This is a genomic window from Bosea sp. PAMC 26642 (assembly GCF_001562255.1).
Lineage (GTDB): Bacteria > Pseudomonadota > Alphaproteobacteria > Rhizobiales > Beijerinckiaceae > Allobosea.
This window is the reverse complement of the sequence record NZ_CP014301.1, coordinates 434,249-451,741: the sequence shown is the minus strand read 5'-3', so window position 1 is coordinate 451,741 and position 17,493 is coordinate 434,249. Positions and strand designations below refer to the sequence as shown.

General features: G+C 68.2%; 11 protein-coding genes. 2 read left to right on the top strand and 9 right to left on the bottom strand.

The features are described from left to right. Position 1 precedes the first annotated feature (1 nt). Together pepN and AXW83_RS02070 are read left to right on the top strand one after the other, a co-directional pair. On the top strand, positions 2–2,641 hold the full coding sequence (pepN, locus tag AXW83_RS02075) for an aminopeptidase N (protein ID WP_066610194.1): 2,640 nt from the start codon (positions 2–4) through the stop codon (positions 2,639–2,641). A gap of 214 nt (positions 2,642–2,855) precedes the next feature. Further along, entirely contained in the window at positions 2,856–5,156 is a 2,301-nt protein-coding gene (locus AXW83_RS02070) for a PAS domain-containing sensor histidine kinase (RefSeq protein WP_066610192.1), read from the top strand. Between the two features lie 3 nt (positions 5,157–5,159). Here AXW83_RS02070 and AXW83_RS02065 read toward each other — a convergent pair whose 3' ends face one another. The 9 genes from AXW83_RS02065 to AXW83_RS02025 form a co-directional block, all read right to left on the bottom strand. Beyond that, positions 5,160–8,114, bottom strand: coding sequence for a bifunctional [glutamine synthetase] adenylyltransferase/[glutamine synthetase]-adenylyl-L-tyrosine phosphorylase (locus AXW83_RS02065; protein ID WP_066610191.1), 2,955 nt, complete (start codon positions 8,112–8,114; stop codon positions 5,160–5,162). 16 nt (positions 8,115–8,130) lie between these two features. Continuing rightward, positions 8,131–9,624: a sensor histidine kinase gene (locus tag AXW83_RS02060; RefSeq protein WP_066619660.1), complete on the bottom strand. Its 1,494-nt coding sequence runs from the start codon at positions 9,622–9,624 to the stop codon at positions 8,131–8,133. Between the two features lie 16 nt (positions 9,625–9,640). Beyond that, positions 9,641–10,324 (bottom strand): response regulator transcription factor, encoded by a 684-nt coding sequence (locus AXW83_RS02055; protein ID WP_066610190.1) that lies wholly within the window; start codon positions 10,322–10,324, stop codon positions 9,641–9,643. A gap of 124 nt (positions 10,325–10,448) precedes the next feature. Then, the gene (locus AXW83_RS02050) at positions 10,449–11,618 is read right to left on the bottom strand and encodes a trypsin-like peptidase domain-containing protein (RefSeq protein WP_066610188.1); all 1,170 of its coding nucleotides are present in this window, start codon (positions 11,616–11,618) and stop codon (positions 10,449–10,451) included. 346 nt (positions 11,619–11,964) lie between these two features. After that, positions 11,965–12,423, bottom strand: a complete 459-nt coding sequence (locus AXW83_RS02045) for a cytochrome c-type biogenesis protein (RefSeq protein ID WP_066610186.1) — start codon at positions 12,421–12,423, stop codon at positions 11,965–11,967. Positions 12,424–12,428: 5 nt separating this feature from the next. Next, the gene (locus AXW83_RS02040; RefSeq protein ID WP_066610184.1) at positions 12,429–14,411 is read right to left on the bottom strand and encodes a heme lyase CcmF/NrfE family subunit; all 1,983 of its coding nucleotides are present in this window, start codon (positions 14,409–14,411) and stop codon (positions 12,429–12,431) included. Positions 14,412–14,418: 7 nt separating this feature from the next. After that, entirely contained in the window at positions 14,419–14,886 is a 468-nt protein-coding gene (gene ccmE / locus AXW83_RS02035) for a cytochrome c maturation protein CcmE (RefSeq protein ID WP_066619656.1), read from the bottom strand. 41 nt (positions 14,887–14,927) lie between these two features. After that, complete coding sequence (ccmI, locus tag AXW83_RS02030; protein WP_066610180.1) at positions 14,928–16,031, bottom strand: c-type cytochrome biogenesis protein CcmI; 1,104 nt, start codon at positions 16,029–16,031, stop codon at positions 14,928–14,930. Positions 16,032–16,105: 74 nt separating this feature from the next. Beyond that, entirely contained in the window at positions 16,106–17,488 is a 1,383-nt protein-coding gene (locus tag AXW83_RS02025; RefSeq protein ID WP_066610177.1) for a sensor histidine kinase, read from the bottom strand. Positions 17,489–17,493: the final 5 nt, after the last annotated feature.

The window sequence follows — 17,493 nt, the reverse complement described above, 5'->3', positions numbered from 1 at the left end:
CATGCGCGCCGACGATACCCCGCTGATCCGCCTCGAGGATTATCGCCCGTCCGACTGGCTGATCGACACCGTCGATCTCGATATCAGGCTCGATCCGCACAAGACCAAAGTGCGAGCCCTGCTGGCGCTGCGGCCCAATCCGGCAGGCGACGGCGGCGCGCCGCTCGTCCTGGATGGGGACGACCTCGCGCTTGCCGGCATCGCGCTGGACGGAACGCCCCTCGCGCAGGATGCCTACAGCGCCACGCCCGGCTCGCTGACTGTGCACGCACCGCCCGCCCGCGGCTTCACTTTGACGATCGAGACTGTGCTCGCCCCTTCGGCCAACACCAAGCTGATGGGGCTCTACCGCTCCTCGAACGTCTATTGCACGCAGTGCGAGGCGGACGGCTTCCGCCGGATCACCTATTTCCTCGATCGGCCCGACGTGATGTCGGTCTACACCGTGCGTCTCGAGGCGAAGAAGAGCGACGCGCCGGTCCTGCTGTCGAACGGCAATCTCGTCGCGGCCGGCGAAGTGGCCGGGAGCGACCGGCATTTCGCCGTCTGGCACGACCCGCATCCGAAGCCCGCCTATCTTTTCGCGCTGGTGGGCGGCGCACTCGACCATGTCCGCGAGGATTACGTCACCGCCGATGGCCGCAAGGTCGAGCTTGCCGTCTATGTCGAGCCCGGCAAGGCCGGCCGCGCCGGCTGGGCGATGGACTCGCTCGTGCGCTGTATGCGCTGGGACGAGCGCGTCTTCGGCCGCAACTACGATCTCGAAATGTTCAACGTCGTCGCCGTCTCGGACTTCAACATGGGCGCGATGGAGAACAAGGGCCTCAACATCTTCAACGACAAATATGTTCTGGCCGACCCGCAGACCGCGACCGACGGCGACTATGCCTCGATCGAGGCGATCATCGCGCATGAATATTTCCACAACTGGACCGGCAACCGCATCACCTGCCGCGACTGGTTCCAGCTCTGCCTCAAGGAAGGGCTGACCGTCTTCCGCGACCAAGAATTCTCCGCCGACGAGCGCTCGAGGCCGGTGAAGCGGATCGCCGACGTGCGGACCTTGCGCGCGACGCAGTTTTCCGAGGATGCGGGCCCGCTTGCCCACCCCGTGCGGCCGCGCGCCTACAAGGAGATCAACAACTTCTACACGCCGACGGTCTACGAGAAGGGCGCGGAGGTCATCCGTATGCTCAAGGTCCTCATCGGCGAGGACGCCTTCCGCACTGGAATGGATCTCTATTTCATCCGCTGCGACGGGACCGCGGCCACGATCGAGGAATTCCTGGCCTGCTTCGCCGAGGCCTCGGGGCGAGACCTGGGCCATTTCGCGCGCTGGTACGAGCAGGCGGGCACGCCGACCATCGTCGCCTCCGGGCGCTACGACGCGCAGGCGAAGAGCTATACGCTCGATCTCGCGCAAACGACGCCTGCGACGCCCGGCCAGACGGACAAGCAGCCCGTGGTGCTGCCCGTGGTCATCGGTCTCGTCGGCAAGGCCGGCGACCTGCCCCTCAAAACGGCTTCCGAGGCCTATGCCGGCGACGGGCTGATCGTGCTCGACCGGGCGTCGCTCTCGGTGACCTTCGACGATGTGCCCGAGCCGCCGATTCCCTCGCTGCTGCGCGGCTTCTCGGCGCCGGTCAGGCTCGAACTCGATCTCGCCGACGCCGATCTGCTGCGGCTGCTGTCGAGCGACAGCGATTCCTTCAACTGCTGGCAGGCGCTGCAGAGCGTCGCCACCCGCGCCCTCGTCGCGGCAGGGCGCGGCGACGGTGCGACGCTCGCCGCAAGGGCCGACGATATCGCGGGCGCGCTTGGGCCGTTCCTGCGTAGCCAGGCGCTGGCCGATCCGGCATTCGCGGCGCAGGTGCTGCGCCTGCCCGCCATCGCCGACATCGCCCGCGAGATCGGCAGGGATGTCGATCCCGACGCGATCCACACGGCCCATCGCGCACTATCTGCCGCGGTCGGCACGAACCTGCGGGCGACGCTGCTGGAATTGCGCGAGGCGCTTGATACGGGGCAGCGCTACAGTCCCGACGCGGCCTCGGCCGGACGGCGCGCCCTGCGCAACGAGGCGCTCGGGCTGATCGCCATTGCCGAACCGGCGGCGGGCGCAAGGCTGGCGGAACGGCAGTTCGCGGCGGCCGACAACCTGACCGACCGGCTGGCGGCGCTCGCAGCGATGACGCTGATCCCCGGCGAGGATCGCGAGGCGCTGATCGCGCGCTTCGGCGATATCTACAGGGGCGAGCCGCTCGTCCTCGACAAATGGTTGATGGCGCAGGCTCTGATCGCGGAGCACGGCACCCTCGACCGGGTCAAGGGCCTGATGCAGCACCCGGCGTTCTCGCTCGGCAATCCCAACCGGGTGCGCTCGCTGATCGGCGGCTTCGCCGCCAACCTGACCCAGTTCAACCGGCCCGACGGCGCGGGCTATCTCTTCATCGCCGACATGGTGATCGCGCTCGACCGCACCAACCCCCAGATCGCCTCCCGCCTGCTCGGCTCGTTCAAGAGCTGGCGTATGCTGGAACCGGGCCGGAAAGCACTCGCGGAGACCGCGCTGGCGATGGTGGCGCAGACGCCGAACCTGTCGCGCGACGTGGCCGATATCGCCGAGCGGGCGCTTGCCTGAACCCGCCGCCCGACCGACCTGTCGGGAAGATTAACGTTTCATTACCCGCACAAGATTCATTGCAACGCACACTGCAACCTGAAGGCGAATTCTGCGGTGTCGATTCAACTCAAGGCTGGACAAACCGACTCACGCGGATTCAACTGAAACTGATTCGCGGGGATGCGGCACGTCTCCCGATCTGCTGACGGTAAAATTCCGAAGGGGGACGGGCATGTCGCGTGCGAACGCGGGCTGCGCAACCATGCGCGCGGCCACGATTCTGGGTGTCGGACGATCGCTGACGCATCCGCTGTACAGGCGGTTCGAGAGCCTCGAACCGACGATCCGCAAGGTCATTCCGGCGATCGTCGCCAGCTTCATCCTGATCCTGAGCGCCGGCGCCGTCATCCAGACCAATGCGATGCGCGACGATGCGGTGCTCGATGCCATCGGTGATGTGGATCTCGTCTCGGCACTGCTTGCACGAGAACTCGACGTTGCCAGCGCCTCCAATATTTCGCCCGAGACTGTTCTGGCGACACTCGCCGGACGCCATCTTTCCGCCAGCGGCCGCATCGTCCATGTCAGCGCGGCGGACGGACATGTCGTCGCCAGCGAGCCGGTGATCGGCCAGACCCAACGGACACTGGTCGATTTCCTCGGCCAGACCCAGCCGCTGACGGTGTTTGGCGACCGCGCCGGCGTGATGCGCATCACCCTGCCCGGCGGCACCGAAGGTCTCGCCACCGTGCGCAACCTCGCAGCCCCGCTCGGCCAGGTGGCCGTCATCCAGCCCATCGTCAAGGCCCTGGGTGCCTGGGAGCAACGCCGCAATGCCCTGATCGGGCTGTTCGGCACGGCAGGCCTGGTGCTGGCGGCGATCACGCTGGCCTTCCTGCTGCAATCGCGACGCGCACGCGCCGCCGACGAGGACTGCGACTGCGTGCGCGAACGCATCGACACCGCCCTCAATCGCGGCCATTGCGGCCTGTGGGACTGGGATCTGGCGCGCGGGCGGATCTACTGGTCGGATTCGATGTATGCGATGCTCGGCTACGACCGGGCCGGCGACTACATGTCCTTCGGCGAGGTCAACGGCTTCATCCATCCCGAGGATGCCGATCTCTACGCACTCGCCGACGCGATCAGCCGCGGCGAGGCCGACCATCTCGACCAGGAATTCCGCGTCCGCGACGTCAATGGCGGCTGGGTTTGGTTGAAAGCCCGGGCCGAGCTCGTCACCGACCGCCGCAGCAGGTCGCAGCATCTCGTCGGCATCGCGGTCGACATCTCGGAGCAGCGCCGGATGGCCGAGCGCACCGCCACCGCCGATGCGCGGCTGCGCGATGCGGTCGAAGCGATCTCGGAAGCCTTCGTGCTCTGGGACGCCGACCAGCGGCTGGTACTATGCAACGCCAAATACCAGCAGCTCCACCAGCTTTCCCCGGAGCTCGCGCAGGCCGGCATCAGCCATGACGAGGTGATGCAGGTCTCGGCCCAGCCCAATATCGACCGCGAGCCGGTCCGGGCCGTACGCGGGGCGGCGAGCGAGACCTCCTATGAGGCGCGCCTCTCGGACGGGCGCTGGCTCCAGATCAACGGCCGCCGCACCAAGGATGGAGGCTCGGTTTCGGTCGGCACCGACATCACCAAGCTGAAGCAGCAGGAAGAGCGGCTGACCCAGTCGGAGCAGCAGCTCCTGATGCACGTCACCGATCTCAAGGCCTCGCGCCAGAAGCTGGAGGCGCAGGCCCAGCAGCTCGCCGACATGGCCGAGCGCTATCTCGAACAGAAGGCCTCGGCGGAGAGCGCCAACCGCGCCAAGTCCGAATTCCTCGCCAATATGAGCCATGAGCTGCGCACGCCGCTCAACGCCATCATCGGCTTCTCCGAGATCATGGAGAACGGCCTGTTCGGCAATCTCGGCAGCGACCGCTATCTCGACTATGTCCGCGACATCCGATCGAGCGGCGGTTATCTGCTCGGGGTGATCAACGACATTCTCGACATGTCGCGCATCGAATCCGGCCGGATGCGGCTGGAAAAGTCCGATATCACGCTCAACCTCGTCGTCGACGAGGCCGTGCGCAAGGCCCGCGACGAGATCGACCGCAAGAACCTCTCCATCGCCGTCGAGGGGCCGCAGCATCTCCATCTCGAGGCCGACCCGCACGCGCTCTACCAGATCCTCGGCAATCTGCTCGACAACGCCGTCAAGTTCACCCCCGAGGGCGGCCAGATCGCGATCCGGATGCGCCAGGTGCCGAACGCGCTGAACATCTTCATCGAGGATACCGGCATCGGCATCCCCAAGGAGAAGATCGACCGGATCGGACGGCCCTTCGAGCAGGTCGAGGGCGATCTGACACGCAGCTACAAGGGCTCGGGTCTGGGCCTCGCCATTGCGCGTTCGCTGGCGGAGATGCATGGCGGCTCGCTGCGCCTGCGTTCCGCGATCGGCTCCGGCACCATCGTCATGGTCCACCTGCCGCTGAACGGCGGCGCCGGGCGGATCACCGCCAAGGCGGCTTGAGCATCACGCCCGCCGCGCAGCGCCGAGCAGGTGAGTAAAGGTCGACCGGACGCTTGCACGGGTCTCGTCCAGTTCTGCCCGCAGGACCTTCGCATCAGGCCGGCCGACGGCGGTGGCGATGCGCTGCAGGACGCGGGGCGGCACCCGCACAGGGTCGAAGGCGTCCTCGACCGTGAAGCGCTGCCAGAGCTGGACGTCGGCGATAAGCCGATGCGCCTCGGTCAGGCCGGCGGCGTCGGCCTGAGTCAGCAGGCCCACCTCGCGCGCCGCCGCGAAGACGGCAGGCGTATCGCCGGCCAGCAGGCTCGAATGATCGTGGGCGTGAGCCAGAACCAGGAACTGCGCCAGGAAATCGAGATCCGTCAGACCGCCGGCGGCGAGCTTGAGATCCCAGCCATCCTTCTCGCCCTTCTCCTTCGCGATCAGCGCGCGCATCTCCAGCACGGCGGCAGCAACCTTGGCCGGGTTGCGCTTGCGCGACAGGATCGCCGCGATGGCGGCTTCGACCCGCTGCCGCAGGCCGGCATCGCCCGCAACGACGCGGGCGCGGGTCAGCGCCATTTCCTCCCAGATCTCGGCGTCGCCGGCGTGATAGGCTTCGAAGCCGCTGAACTGCGTTGCAACGGGGCTCTTGTTGCCGGTGGGGCGCAGCCTCATGTCGACCTGGTAGAGCGTGCCGCGACGCGTCGGCACCGTCATGGCGGCGATGAGGCGCTGGGTGAAGCGGACATGCCAGGTGACCGGGTCGAGCGCCTTGCCGCCGGTGCTCGGGCCTGCGTCCTCCGGGCGATCGTAGAGCAGGATCAGGTCGAGGTCCGATGATGGCGTCAGTTCGCCCGCCCCGAGCCGCCCGAGCCCGAGCACCACGGCCTCCGCGCCCGCGATCGTGCCATGATCGGCGATGAAGGCGGCCCGCGTATCCGCGAAACCGACACGCAAGCAGGCTTCGGCCACGGCACAGTAGGCCTGCCCTGCGGCCTGCGCCGGATAGACGCCCGACATCAGCCGCGCACCGACGAGAAAGTTCTCCTGCCGGGCGGCGTCGCGCAGGCGGTCGAGTCCGTCCTCGACGCTGGGCGGCGGCGTCCCGACCGCGTTGCGGATGCGGCGCGTCAGGCCCTCGACCTCGAGCGCGGCCTTGGTGAAGGCCGGGTCGATGACGCTGTCGAGGACATGGGGGTGCATCGCGGCGACCTTCGCCAGGCGCGGGGCGCTGCCAAGGATGTCGGCGAAGAGCGTCAGCAGCGAGCCATGCGAGCGCAGCAGCGTCAGCAGTTCGACGGCCGCCGGCATCCGAACGAAGGCATTGTCGAGATGGGCGAGTGCGCCGTCAGGATCGGCGGTGCGGCCGAGCGCGACCAGCAGCGCCGGCGTCAGCTCGGTCAGGACCTCGCGGGCTCTGGAACTCGTGACGGCGGCGCGGCGCCCGAAATGCCAGCCCTTGACGGTCTCGATGGCGGTTCCGGGGTCACGGAAGCCTAGCTTGCGCAAGGTCGTGAGCGTGTCGGCGTCGACCTCCGTGCCGGTGAAGCTGAGCGTACCCGCCTCGTTGGCCAGCGACGGCCCCTCCTCGAAGAGCAGCGCATAATGGCCCTCGACCCGTCTGGCATGGGCGGTCAGGGCCTTGCCGAAGGCGGCGGTCGAGGGATAGCCGCAAAAGCGCGCGAAGGCTTCGAGGTCGTCCTTCTGCTTCGGCAGGGTCTGGGTCTGCTCGTCATGGCGCATCTGGAGGCGATGCTCGATGGTGCGCAGGAAGAGATAGGATGCGGTGAGTTCGTCGCGCGCCTGCGCCGTGATCCAGCCCTCGCGCGTCAGCTCGCCCAGCATCTCCAACGTGCGTGGCCCGCGCAGCGTCGGGCGCCGGCCGCCGAAGACGAGCTGCTGCGTCTGCACGAAGAACTCGATCTCACGGATGCCGCCGCGCCCGAGCTTCACGTTATGGCCGGCCACCGCGATCGTTTCGTGGCCCTTCACCGTCTGGATCTGGCGCTTCATCGCATGGATGTCGGCGATCGTGGCGAAGTCGAAATATTTGCGCCAGATGAAGGGCGCGAGATCGGCGACGAAGCGTGCGCCGAGCGCAAGGTCGCCCGCCACCGGGCGCGCCTTGATCATCGCGGCGCGCTCCCAGTTCTGCCCGACCGTCTCGTAATAGGAATAGGCGCTGGGCAGGGCGACGGCGACATGGGTCGATGCGGGGTCGGGCCGCAGGCGCAGGTCGACCCGGAAGACGTAGCCGTCGGGCGTGCGCTCCTGGATGATGCGGGCGATTGCCTGCGTGATCCTGACGAAGAAGCTCCACGGTTCGGCGACGCCGGCCGCCTCTGCGATCTCCGGGTCGAAGAAGACGACGATGTCGATGTCGGAGGAGTAGTTCAGCTCGCCGGCGCCGTGCTTGCCGAGCGCGAGCACGACGAGACCGGAGCCTGTGCCGGGCGCTGCGGGATCGGGCAGGTCGATCTTGCCCTGCGCCGCAGCCTGCCGAAGGACATGGTCGGTCGCCAGCCGCACGGCGGTGTCGGCCATCGCGGTCAGCGCGGCCGTGACGGTCACGACGTCCCAGACGCCGCCAATATCGGCGAGCGCGATCAGCAGCGCCATCTTCTGCCGGAAGCGGCGCAGCGCCCGCATCAGATCGGCGGTCTCGCCATCGGGACCGCCATGGCGCTCAACCTCGGCGAGGAGGGCGTCGCGACGTTGCGCGGGATCGGCATCGAGCGCGGCGAGCAGCGCCTGGGGATCGAAGCGCATGATCTGCGTCAGGAAGGGCGAATGCGCGACCACGCCCGCGACCAGCGCCGCAGCCTTGGGATGGTCCCCGAACAGGGCCGTCAGCGCCGCTCCGGCCTCCTCGTCGCGCAGCCGCTCGATCAGGTCGCGCGCGAGGATGGTCTCCGTCCGGGCGCGGGCCGGCCGGACGGGAGCCTTCGCAATCGCCTCGCAAAGCCGTTCGCCCATGCGTTCTCCCCGTCCCTCACGCGGAGTGCAGGCCATCAGGGTTCGGCGGCGCTGTCGAGGCCGGTTGCGCGGCGGCGGCCGGCATGTCCACAGGCTTCGACGGGAGCGCCGGCAGCGTGATGACGACGCGCAGGCCCGGCCCATTGTCCTCCAGCCTGAGCTGACCGCCATGGAGGCGCACGACACCCGACGCCAGCGACAGGCCGAGGCCGAAGCCGGGCTTGCTGCGGCTCTGGTCGAGGCGCACGAAGCGTTCCAGCACGCGGCCGCGATCGGCTTCGGGGATGCCCGGGCCATGATCGGCCACGACAAGCTCGACCTCGCTGCCCGCCTGGCGGGCGGCGACGAGCAGGCCGGGCCTGGCGTCGCCTTCGGCCTTGCCGTATTTCAGGGCGTTGTCGATCAGATTGGCGAGCGCCTGGCCGATCAGTTCGCGATTGCCGAGGACGCGCAGGCCCGGTGCGACCTTGGTCGAGAGGGCAAGTCCGGCCTCCTCCGCCGGCGGCTCGTAGAGTTCGGCCATGCCGGAGACGATCTCGGACAGGTCGAGTTCGGCCATGCTGTCGTCGATGCGGCCGGTCTCGAGTCTCGCGATCATCAGCAAGGCGTTGAAGACGCGGATCAGGTTGTCGGCCTCGTCGATCGAGCCGTCGAGCGCTGTGCGCAGTTCATCCTGCGATGTCGCCGTGCGCAACGCCTCCTCGGCGCGGTTGCGCAAGCGCGTCAGCGGCGTCTTGAGATCGTGAGCGATGTTGTCGGAGACCTGCTGCATTCCCGCCATCAGTTCGCCGATGCGATCGAGCATCGCGTTGAGGTTCAGCGCCAGGCGGTCGAGTTCGTCGCCGGTACCGGAAATCGAGAGCCTGCCCTTGAGGTCTCCGGCCATGATGGACTGGGCCGTGTCGGTCATGCCGTCGACGCGCTTGAGGACGCGCCTCGCCACGAACCAGCTGGCGAAGCAGCCGAGGACGAAGACCAGCGCCAGCGACCAGCCCGCCGCGCGCCTGATCACGACGCCGAGCCGCTCGCGTTCCTCGACGTCGCGACCGACGAGCAGCCTGAAGCCCGCCGGCAGCATGAAGACCCGCACGATGGCACGGCTGGGCGTATCGACCTGGTCGCTGGAGCGGGCATAGTCGATTTCGCTTTCGCCGGGGCGGTCGAGCGCGCCGGGTGGCAGCGCCTCGACATTGCCGGCGAGCCGTTCGCCGACCGGCGTGGCGACGAGATAGAGCGAGGCGCCGGGACCGCGCGAGCGCCGCTCGATGACGTTGACCAGCCGGCGGATGCCGCCCAGCCGCTGCTGCTCGGCCAGCCCCTGGATCTCGGCATCGATGGTCGAGCGGATCTGGTCGTCGAGCAGGCGCTTGGCGTTCCACGCGACATAGCCCAGCACGAAACCGGCGAAGAGCGCGAAGATGACGAGATAGACCGCCGTCAGCTTGAAGGCCGTCGTGCGGAAGAGGTTCGGCAGGAAGCGCTGCGCGGGTCGCGGCGCCGCTCGACCCAGCGCTGCCGGCCTCAGCTCAACGGGTTGTGTCACGGACCATATATCCCGCGCCGCGGATGGTGTGGATCATCGGATGCTCGAAGCCCTTGTCGACCTTGGCGCGCAGGCGGCTGACATGCACGTCGATGACATTGGTCTGGGGGTCGAAATGATAGTCCCAGACGTTCTCCAGCAGCATGGTGCGGGTCACGACCTGGCCGGCGTGCTTCATGAGGTATTCGAGCAGACGGAATTCGCGCGGCTGCAGCACCAGCTCTTCATCGACGCGGGTGACGCGGTGGGCAAGCCGGTCCAGTACGAGATCGCCGACGCGATAGGTCGTGGGCTCGGAGGCCGGCGCCGCCCGTCTTCGGGCCAGCACCTCGACGCGGGCGAGCAATTCGGAGAAGGCGTAGGGCTTGGGCAGATAGTCATCGCCTCCCGCCCGCAGACCCTTCACGCGGTCGTCGACCTGGGCGAGCGCCGAGAGGATCAGCGCCGGCGTCATGTCGTTCTGCTCGCGCAGCGAGCGGATCAGCGACAGGCCGTCGAGGCGCGGCAGCATGCGGTCGACGACGAGCACGTCGTAGCCGCCACCCTCGGCCATGCCGTAGCCCTCAAGCCCGTCCGCGGCGTGGTCGGCGATATGCCCGACCTCGCGGAAGGCCTTGGTCAGATAGGCCGCAGCCTCGGCATCATCTTCGACGATCAGGAGTCGCATGACTCAATCTTTATCCGATCAAACATGAAAACGGCAGGCCGGATGCGAGATCCGGCCTGCCGCGGCGAAGGCTGATGTCCCGGCGGGGGCGACTCATACCGAAACACCAGCCAGCCCGCCTCCCTTACGCGGCGGGCTGACGCCCGACCTCGAAGCTCAACTGGCGTTCCTTGCCGTCGCGCCAGACGGTGAGGCTCGTCTTGGTGCCGGGAGCGAACTTGGCGATCTTGCGGGACAGGTCGCGCGCATCGACCACTTTCTCGCCGTTGACGGCGATGATGGTGTCACCGCGCCTGACGCCCGCCTTTGCCGCCGGTCCGTCCTTCTGCGCCTCGGCGACGAGCGCGCCCTTGGCATCCTTGAGGCCGATCGCCTCGGCGACCTCGCCCGTCACGGGCTGGATCTGCACGCCGATGAAGCCGCGCGCGACCGAGCCGTCCTTCTTGAGGGAATCGACGACCTGCTCGACGGTCGAGGCGGGGATGGCGAAGGCTATGCCGACGCTGCCGCCGGACGGCGAGAAGATCGCGGTGTTGACGCCGACGACCTCGCCCTTCTGGTTGAAGGTCGGCCCGCCGGAATTGCCCTTGTTCACCGGCGCATCGATCTGCAGGTAGTCGTCATAGGGGCCCGAGCCGATGTCGCGGCCCTGGGCGGAGACGATGCCCGCGGTCACGGTGCCGCCGAGTCCGAAGGGATTGCCGACCGCCAGCACCCAATCGCCGATGCGCGGCTTGGCCGGGGCAAGCTGGACATACTGGAAGCTGCCGCCGTCCTTGACCTTGAGCAAGGCGAGATCGGTGCGCGGATCGGTGCCGACCACCTTGGCATCGAACGTCTTGCCGTCATCGGTGACGAGTTGAACCTCGACAGCATTCTGGACGACGTGATTGTTGGTCACGACATAGCCGTCCTGGCTGACGAAGAAGCCCGACCCCTGGGACATGCCCTGGCGCGGCTGCGGCCGGCCCTGCCGGGGGCCTTCCTCGCGGAAGAAGCGGCGCAATCCCGGAGGCAGATCCTCCAGATTGTCCTGTCCCTCGTCGTTGGCGGCGACGGCCTGCGTCTTGACGCGGACCGAAACGACCGCCGGCTTCACCTTCTCGACGATGTCGGCGAAGGAGGGAAGCGACGACTGGACGCCCGAAAGCTGGATGGGCTGGGCGAAGGCGGGGTGATCCAACTTGAGCGCGCCGTCGGCGAGGCCGGCCGCCAGGCCGATGCCGAGGGTCGCAGCGCCGGCGATCATGATGCCGCGCTTGAGGATGGACTTTGAGCTGGTCGATGTCGTCATGGCTGAAACCTCGAAAACGGGCCGGGCCTTCCCTGCCGTTGCCGAGGACCATGACGGAGCGCTCCTTACGCGGATTTGGCGCGAAGATGACGATTTCGTAAGGTTGGATTTCTTTCAAGGCGCATAGACCGAGGACGCTGACCGATAATCGTCTGCGGGGAGCAACCGCCGTCATTCCGGGGCTTCGCGCAGCGAAGAGCCCGGAACCCATACGCACTGCGCGTGTCGTATAAAGTGATCAGCTCCGGCGCGTTTTCTGGCGCCACCTGAGTTTATGGGTTCCGGGCTCGACCCTTCGGGCCGCCCCGGAATGACGAAGGTGGTTCAGGCCCAACCCATCCCGCCGCTAGTCCTGCATTAACCTGTCGATGCGCAGGCGCTCGTCGTCGGAGAGCGGCGTGGTGGGGGAGACAGGCGCGGCCATGCGGCGGCTGCGCCGGCCGATATAGGCCAGGCTCGTCATCAGGATCAGGAAGGGCGCGCTCCAGAGGGCTGCCGTCCGCCAGGACAAGGGCGGGCTCAGCAGCACGAACTCGCCATAGCGCGCCACGACGAAATCGCGCACGGCGCCGTCGCTGTCGCCCGTCTGCAGTCGCTCGCGCACAAGGATACGCAGATCGCGCGCGAGCGGGGCATCGGATTCGTCGATCGACTGGTTCTGGCAGACGAGGCAGCGCAACCCACCCGAAATCGCGCGAGCCCGCTGCTCCAGCGCCGCATCGGGGAGGATCTCGTCGGGCTGGACGGCCAGCGCCGGCCCGGCACCGGCAAGCCCTATCAGCATGAAAAGAGCGAAGCGCCGCATCTTTGTCATTCGGCCGGCTGCACAGTGGCAGGCGGGCGCATGGCGCGCTTGGGCGCGGCCAGCCTGAATCGCCGGTCGGAGAGGGAGAGCGCGCCGCCAAACGCCATCACGATCGCGCCGATCCAGATCAGCAGGATCAGCGGCTTGTCGTAGAGCCTGACCGCGATGCCGCCATCGCCCTGCGGCTCGCCCAGGCTGAGATAGGCCTGGCTCAACCCGTCGGTGCGGATGCCGGCCTCGGTCGTCGGCATGGCGCGCGCCGTGTAGATGCGCTTGCCGGCCTCGACCGGCCCGAGCACGCGGTCGCCCGAGAAGAGCTGGAAGCGCGCCACCTCCGCCCGGAAATTCGGGCCGGCTCGCGGCACGATCGATTCCAGCACGATGGTGTAGCGCCCGCTGGTCAGCCGCTCGCCGGGCTTGAGCACGCCGATCGCCTCGGTGCTCCAGGCGGCCGCTGCGATGCCGATGACGCTCAGGCCGACGCCGGCATGGGCGAAGGCGGTGCCCCAGGCCGAGCGCGGCAGCCCCTTGGCTCGCGACAGCATCGCCGAAAAGCCGCTTGCACGCGCTGCGACACGCTCGCCGAGATCGAAGGCCGCGCCGGCCACGAGGAAGACGCCGAGGCCGATGCCGAGCGGCGCCAGAACCGGGCCGCCGCGCATCCAGGCGAGCACGCCGACAGCTGCCAGGATTCCCAGCCCGAAGGCCGCCGCCATGCGTTGAGCCGCGCCGAGCAGGTCACCACGCTTCCAGCCCAGCGACTGGCCGAGCGGCATGACCAGCAGCAGCGGCACCAGCAGGGGCACGAAGGTCGCGTTGAAGAAGGGCGGCCCGACCGAGATCTTGTCCGCCGTCACCATCTCCAGCACCAGCGGATAGAGCGTGCCGATGAGGACCGTGGCGCAGGAGGTCGCGATGAAGACGTTGTTGACGACGAGCGCGCCCTCGCGGGAGACCGGGGCGAACAGCCCGCCCTGCCTGAGCAAGGGCGCGCGCCAGGCGAAGAGCGCCAGCGAGCCGCCGACGAAGAAGATCAGGATCGCCAGGATGAAGAGGCCGCGCTGCGGGTCGCTGGCGAAGGAGTGGACCGAGGTCAGCACGCCGGAGCGGACGATGAAGGTGCCTAGAAGCGAGAGCGAGAAGGTCAGGATCGCAAGCAGGATCGTCCAGACCTTGAGCGCATCGCGCTTCTCCATCACCACGGTCGAATGGATCAAGGCGGTGCCGGCAAGCCATGGCATCAGCGAGGCGTTCTCGACCGGGTCCCAGAACCACCAGCCGCCCCAGCCGAGTTCGTAATAGGCCCAGTAGGAGCCCATCGCGATGCCGAGCGTCAGGAAGACCCAGGCGAGCAGCGTCCAGGGGCGCACGGCGCGGGCCCAGACGGCATCGATCCGCCCATCGATCAGGGCCGCGACCGCGAAGGCGTAGGTTATCGAGAAGCCGACATAGCCGACATAGAGCAGCGGCGGATGGATCGCGAGACCGAGATCCTGCAGGATCGGATTGAGATCCTGCCCCTCGGCCGGGGCCGGCACGAGCCGGCGGAACGGGTTCGAGGTCAGGAGCGTGAAGGCGAGGAAGGCGACCGTGACCATGCCCTGGGCCGCCAGCGTTCCCGCCCGGAGCCGCGCCGGCAGCGAGCGCCGCGACAGCGCGACAAGCGCCCCGAACAGCGTCAGGATCAGCACCCAGAGCAGCATCGAGCCTTCGTGATTGCCCCAGGTCGAGGTCAGCTTGTAGATCAGCGGCTGGGCCGAATGGGAGTTCTCCATGACGTTCGCGACCGAGAAGTCGGAGCGCGCATAGGAGGCGACGAGCGCGCCGAACGACAGGGCGACCAGCAGAAAGCAAGCGATCGCCGCCGTCGAGCCGACGGAGGCGAGCGCGCGATCGTGCCGCGCCACACCCCACAGCGGCACCAGCGCCTGCACGACGGCGACGCCCAGCGCCAGCGCCAGCGCGAAATGGCCGATCTCGACGATCATGCGCGCCTCATGGCGTGGACGGGGTTTTGGTCGGTGGCGTGCCGCCCGGCTGCCAATGGCCCTGCTTCTTCAGCGTGTCGGCGACCTCGCGCGGCATGTAGGTCTCGTCGTGCTTGGCGAGCACCGAATCGGCTTTGAAACTGCCGGCGCCCTCGAAGACTCCTTCGGTGACGACGCCCTGCCCCTCGCGGAACAGATCGGGCAGCAGGCCCTCATAGCGGACCCTGACCGTGGTCTTGCTGTCGGTGATCGAGAAGGCGATGCGCTGGCCCGGGCCGCGTTCGAGCGAACCCGTCTCGACAAGACCGCCGAGCCGCATACGGGTGCCCGGCGCCAGACCCTTCTCGACGATTTCGGTCGGGCCATAGAAGAAGACGATGCTGTCGCGCATCGCCACGAGCACGAGACCCGCGGCCACGCACAACACGAGCCCCGCCGCGCCGATCAGCGCAAGTCGGCGCTGTTTGCGGGTCAGGCGTCGGCGGGCGATCACAGGATGGGGCTGACCCGCGACGCTCATGGCGCGGTCGCCCCGAGGCCGAGTTCGGCGGCCAGCGTATCGATCCGGGCGATTGCATTCACGTCCGGTGCGAGGCGCCGGCGTGCGGTCGAAACGGCCTCGCGTGCGGCCTGCGCCTCGCCCAGCACCGTCTGCGAACGGATCAGCCGCATCCAGTCCTCCAGATCTCCACCACTCTGTTTCAGGCGTTCCGCGAGTCCTGCGACCATGCCGCGGATCGCCGCCTGCTGGTCGGGGGCGGGCAAGCCGGCGATCGCCCGTCCGGCATCGTCAGCCTCGAGCGCCTGCAGACGCTGGCGGACAGCCTCCGCCCAGCCGGCATCTGCCGGCGCATCCTTGAGCAGGTCGCGCAGCGCCGCGATCGCGCCGGGGGCATCGCCGTCCTGCTCCTTGGCGACGGCGAGGAAGTAGCGCGCGCGCGCATTACCGGCATCCCGCCTGACTGCCTCGGCGAAGTTTTCGCGCGCAATAACGGTCACGACGCCTCCTGCGACCAGCGTCTGCGCCTCGCCGAGCCCGGCCAGCGCATCGGAATCCTGTCCATTCTGGCGCAGGATCGCCGAAAAGGCCCGGACCGCCTCTTCATAGCGACCCTGCCGGAGATAGATCGGTGCGAGAACCGACCAGCCGCGCGCATCGTCGGGATTGGCGGCGAGATGGGTCTCGATGCGGGCGAGCGCGACCTCGAAATCCTGCCGGGAGGGGTCGCTCTGCAGGCGCGCCGCGAGCGGCTGGTCGGGCGCGTCGGGCGATCCGAAGGCGCCATAGGTCAGCAGCGCCAGCAACGGCACGCAGGACAGGGCCAGCGCCGAGCTGGCCCGCCGGCGGCGCAGCGAAGATTCCGTCTCCCCGGTCGGGCCATCCTCGGTGCCGGCCGCCCGCAACAGGCGGCGTGCAGCCTCGGCCCTGGCCGCGTCGGCATCGGCGGGTCCGATCAACTTGCGGTCGAGGTCGCGATCGATCTCGCCCAATTGGGCGCGGTACAGGCTGGTCGCATCGGCCGTATCGGCGAAGGCGCCGGGATGCCTGCGCCCCAAAGGCCAGAGCAGCGCGAAAACCGCCGCTCCGGTCATGGCCGCGAAGATGATCCAGATCAGCATTCTGCGTTCTTAGCCAATCACGAGGCTCGCTTCATGTCCGAAGATGGCGACAAAGGGTCACGCGCCGGCTTTGCTCACACCGAGGGCAGCACGAGGCGCGCCCTGAGCCCCCCCAGCGGCGACGGCTGCAGCATGACCTCGCCGCCATAGAGCCTGGCGAGATCCTGCACGATGGAAAGTCCGAGGCCGGAGCCCGGCGTGGTCTCGTCCAGCCTGCGGCCGCGCTTGAGGACGACAGCCATGGCGTCGTCGGGCAATCCCGGCCCGTCATCGTCGATCAGGAGAACGAAACGCCCTTCGCTCGTCTCGGCTGCGGGCACAAACCCGACCTCGACCCGCGAACGCGCCCATTTGAAGGCGTTGTCGAGCAGGTTGCCGAGCATCTCCTCGAAATCCTGCTGCTCGCCGCGAAACTTCACGCCCTGCGGCACGAGATGCGTGCCGACGATGCCGCGCTCCTGTGATATCTTGGTGAAGGTCCGGATCAGTGCGTCGAGCGAGGGCACGACCTCGGTGACGCCGCCGAGCGCGCCCGACAAGGCCGCGGCGCGGGCCCGATCAAGATAATACTGGACCTGATCGCGCATCACTGCGGCTTGGGCCTTCACCGTTTGCGGCAGTTGGCCATCCCCCGTGCCGGCCTCGGCCTCGTTCAGCATCACGCTGAGCGGCGTCTTGAGCGCGTGGGCGAGATTGCCGACCTGCGTGCGGGCGCGCTCCAGGATCTCGCGGTTGGCGTCGATGAGCTGGTTGAGTTCGCCGGCCAGCGGAGCGAGATCGGGCGGGTACTTCCCGACGATGCGCGGCGTCTCGCCAGTGCGCACCATGCCTACGGCGGCGCCGAGCCGCACGAGCGGTCGCAGACCGAAGCGGACCTGGATGATGGTGGAGGCGACGAGCGCCAGCCCCAGAAGCAAAAACGTCATGGTCAGGGCGAAGCGGAAATCGCGGATGTCCCCATCGATCTCGTCGGTCGGAGCCGCGACCGCGACGGTGAACCGGCCGTCCTCACCGACGTCGATCTCGCGTTCGAGAATCCGTAGAGAGCGGTCGTCGGGGCCGGAGATGTAGCTTTCCCGCAGGCCGCGCGCGTTCGGCGCAATCTCCTGGTCGAGCAGCTTCGGCAGCTGCCCGCCGACCAGCGAGCGCGACGCGCGCACGCTCGGCCGCTCGCCGTCCAGACGCATGATCTGCCAGTACCAGCCCGACAGCGGCAGGTCGAAACGTGGCTCGCCGAGGTCGCCGATCGCCTGGCGCTCGGTCTCGGGCGGGGCGGCGAGATCGGCGACGAGTTCCTTGATGTAGACGCTGAGGCGCTCGTCGAAACCGCGCTCGGCCGAGCGGCGGTAGAATGTCGTCAGGCCGAAGCCGGCGAGGATCAGCACCAGCGCGCAGCAGATCGCTGCCGAGATGAACAGCCGCGCGCCGAGCGAATAGCGATGCGACCGGAACGGCATCGGAC

Excerpts from the sequence above, each read along its gene's own strand:
- pepN (WP_066610194.1), top strand. The coding sequence starts at position 2 with ATGCGCGCCGACGATACCCCGCTGATCCGCCTCGAGGATTATCGCCCG.
- AXW83_RS02070 (WP_066610192.1), top strand. The coding sequence starts at position 2,856 with ATGTCGCGTGCGAACGCGGGCTGCGCAACCATGCGCGCGGCCACGATT.
- AXW83_RS02065 (WP_066610191.1), bottom strand. The coding sequence starts at position 8,114 with ATGGGCGAACGGCTTTGCGAGGCGATTGCGAAGGCTCCCGTCCGGCCG.
- AXW83_RS02055 (WP_066610190.1), bottom strand. The coding sequence starts at position 10,324 with ATGCGACTCCTGATCGTCGAAGATGATGCCGAGGCTGCGGCCTATCTG.
- AXW83_RS02050 (WP_066610188.1), bottom strand. The coding sequence starts at position 11,618 with ATGACGACATCGACCAGCTCAAAGTCCATCCTCAAGCGCGGCATCATG.
- AXW83_RS02045 (WP_066610186.1), bottom strand. The coding sequence starts at position 12,423 with ATGCGGCGCTTCGCTCTTTTCATGCTGATAGGGCTTGCCGGTGCCGGG.
- AXW83_RS02040 (WP_066610184.1), bottom strand. The coding sequence starts at position 14,411 with ATGATCGTCGAGATCGGCCATTTCGCGCTGGCGCTGGCGCTGGGCGTC.
- ccmI (WP_066610180.1), bottom strand. The coding sequence starts at position 16,031 with ATGCTGATCTGGATCATCTTCGCGGCCATGACCGGAGCGGCGGTTTTC.
- AXW83_RS02025 (WP_066610177.1), bottom strand. The coding sequence starts at position 17,488 with ATGCCGTTCCGGTCGCATCGCTATTCGCTCGGCGCGCGGCTGTTCATC.